Source organism: Bacillus sp. JJ1127 (genome assembly GCF_036965845.1).
Classification (GTDB): Bacteria; Bacillota; Bacilli; order Bacillales; family Bacillaceae_G; genus Bacillus_A.
In genome coordinates this window covers 3,234-5,346 of the sequence record NZ_JBALQK010000030.1, presented here as the reverse complement: position 1 = coordinate 5,346, position 2,113 = coordinate 3,234, and the positions used below count along the sequence as shown (strand labels likewise).

Genomic DNA, 2,113 nt, shown 5'->3' with positions numbered 1-2,113 from the left:
AAAAGTAACCTACACTCATTTGCTCTTTCTGTTTTTACTTCATATGTGGCAAAAACAGGACCTGACCGCTTCTTTACATGGCCAGATGTTCTCTCCCACCTAAAAGAGGGGGTTTTTAATTGATGTATATATAGCCAAAATAGCAGGATAAAAGTATTAGGAAAGGTTCATTCATTATATCTCCATATGTTTAAAGTTATTTATTAATTTTCATATTACATTTATGTGAATAATACCCAATATATTATATCTTTATACTATAATAAAAATATAACAGTACACCTAGGGGAGGCCTTTATTAGATGAACATGAAAGCTACAGCATTAACAGCAACTACTGTCGCAATCGCTTCCTTACTTCCTTCTATGACAGAAGTGGATATGCAGACAGCATCTGCTCAACAAATACCTAAAGCAAAAATCGGATATGTAAACGTAGAAAAAGTAGAATTATACCCAAGTACAAACGTAAACAGCAATTCAATCGATAGCATTCCATATAACACCTCTGTTACCATTCTTGAGACAGTCCGAGACTGGTATAAAGTAAATATCAATAATAAAATAGGCTATATAAAACAGGATGCTATTTCATTTACAAAATCTACTCAGCCTAGCAATCAATATATCGTAAACGCAAATGCATTAAATGTTCGTTCTGAACCTAATACAGAATCTCCTATTCTTGATGTATTGCCCAATGGAAAATTTATTACGATTCAAGGAACAGAAGGCGATTGGTATAAAATCTTACATAACGGGCAAGTTGGGTATGTAAAAAAAATGTTTGTATCTAATGGATCGGAACCATTAGTGAAGGGAATTACTGTACAAAATAACCCTTCTTACTATGTTGCTGCACCTAAATTAAATGTACGCAGTGGCGCTGGAACAAATAATACCATAATCGGATCTTTACAAAACGGTACACAAGTTCAAGTGGTGGAAACAGAAGGTACTTGGTATAAAATTCGCTTTGGAACAGGATATGGTTATGTAGCAAAAGATTATATATCACAAAATCAATCACAAACTAAACAAGCTAATCCTTCAATTCCAGCTGTGTTCAAATTTCCAGCACAAGGAAAAATCAGTTCAACATTTGATGTACGTTGGGAACAAATGCATTATGGTGTGGATATTGCAGCAGAAGGTAATGTCCCAATTCATGCAGCTGCTTCTGGTAAAGTTGTGAAATCTTATTATTCGACTAGTTATGGCAATGTTGTATTCGTTGCTCATCAGATAAAGGGAAAATTATATACAACTGTTTATGCTCACATGAAAGATCGTGCTGTACAAGTAGGCGATCAAGTTCAAGTTGGACAAGTATTAGGTCATATGGGAAATACAGGACATTCATTTGGACAGCATCTCCATTTTGAATTACATAATGGAGAATGGAATCTTGAAAAAACAAACGCAGTCGATCCACTGCCTTACTTAGTTAGGTAAATTGTATGCCACGCAATCGCAATATACCACTAATTATTGAATATCTAGCTTTTTTCGGTTTAATCTGTTGTTTATTAATCTACAATACTAACATTATATTTTTATCTATTATTATTACCTTTGTTATTTTCGAAATTTTGATGGAAGCATTCAGCATTCGGCTAAGAAAACAAGTTGCTCATGTATACGTTATACTTTTTCTTTTAAGTGCTTTTATAACAAATGTAGTCAGTAGTGGATTTTATTTATCTGCCATATTCCCTGTATTTTTTATGGGGGTTTTACTAGTTGTATCTCAATATATGAGAGTTCCTAGCAATCAGAAGAAACAAGAAAAACAAGGAACCTAGAAAGAGGAAACATTGTGTATCAATCTTTCAAAGACAATCCAATCAAATACTTATTTAATTTATACGAACAAACGAATGAATTTTTTGGTATACAAGGAAGTAAGAACGCTCAGTTTCTTTTGTACGGTATGCTATTTTTAGTACTTATTGCTTTCTCTTTATATTATTAAACGAAAAAAGGATCTCACCTTCCATGAGATCCTTTTTTAATATCTTCATAAGACTCTATACTCCAACTGTTTTTTATCCCGCTATTCGCGGGCAGTAATACTCCCACCTCAAAATTCGGTGAAAGCATTGTCCAGCTCT

3 protein-coding genes are annotated in these 2,113 nt (G+C 33.5%); all 3 read left to right on the top strand.

Going from position 1 to position 2,113, the window contains the following annotated elements:
• Positions 1-302: 302 nt before the first annotated feature.
• From V7183_RS03855 to V7183_RS03845, 3 genes are read left to right on the top strand one after another with little or no spacing between them, the layout of a single operon-like run.
• Positions 303-1,454, top strand: a complete 1,152-nt coding sequence (locus V7183_RS03855; RefSeq protein ID WP_335358725.1) for an SH3 domain-containing protein — start codon at positions 303-305, stop codon at positions 1,452-1,454.
• 5 nt (positions 1,455-1,459) lie between these two features.
• Entirely contained in the window at positions 1,460-1,804 is a 345-nt protein-coding gene (locus V7183_RS03850; RefSeq protein WP_097897721.1) for a hypothetical protein, read from the top strand.
• A gap of 14 nt (positions 1,805-1,818) precedes the next feature.
• Positions 1,819-1,974: a hypothetical protein gene (locus V7183_RS03845; RefSeq protein ID WP_097897722.1), complete on the top strand. Its 156-nt coding sequence runs from the start codon at positions 1,819-1,821 to the stop codon at positions 1,972-1,974.
• The last annotated feature ends 139 nt before the right edge of the window (positions 1,975-2,113 follow it).

What these genes read in the sequence shown, in the direction of transcription:
- V7183_RS03850 (WP_097897721.1), top strand. Translation starts at nt 1,460, where the DNA reads ATGCCACGCAATCGCAATATACCACTAATTATTGAATATCTAGCTTTT.
- V7183_RS03855 (WP_335358725.1), top strand. Translation starts at nt 303, where the DNA reads ATGAACATGAAAGCTACAGCATTAACAGCAACTACTGTCGCAATCGCT.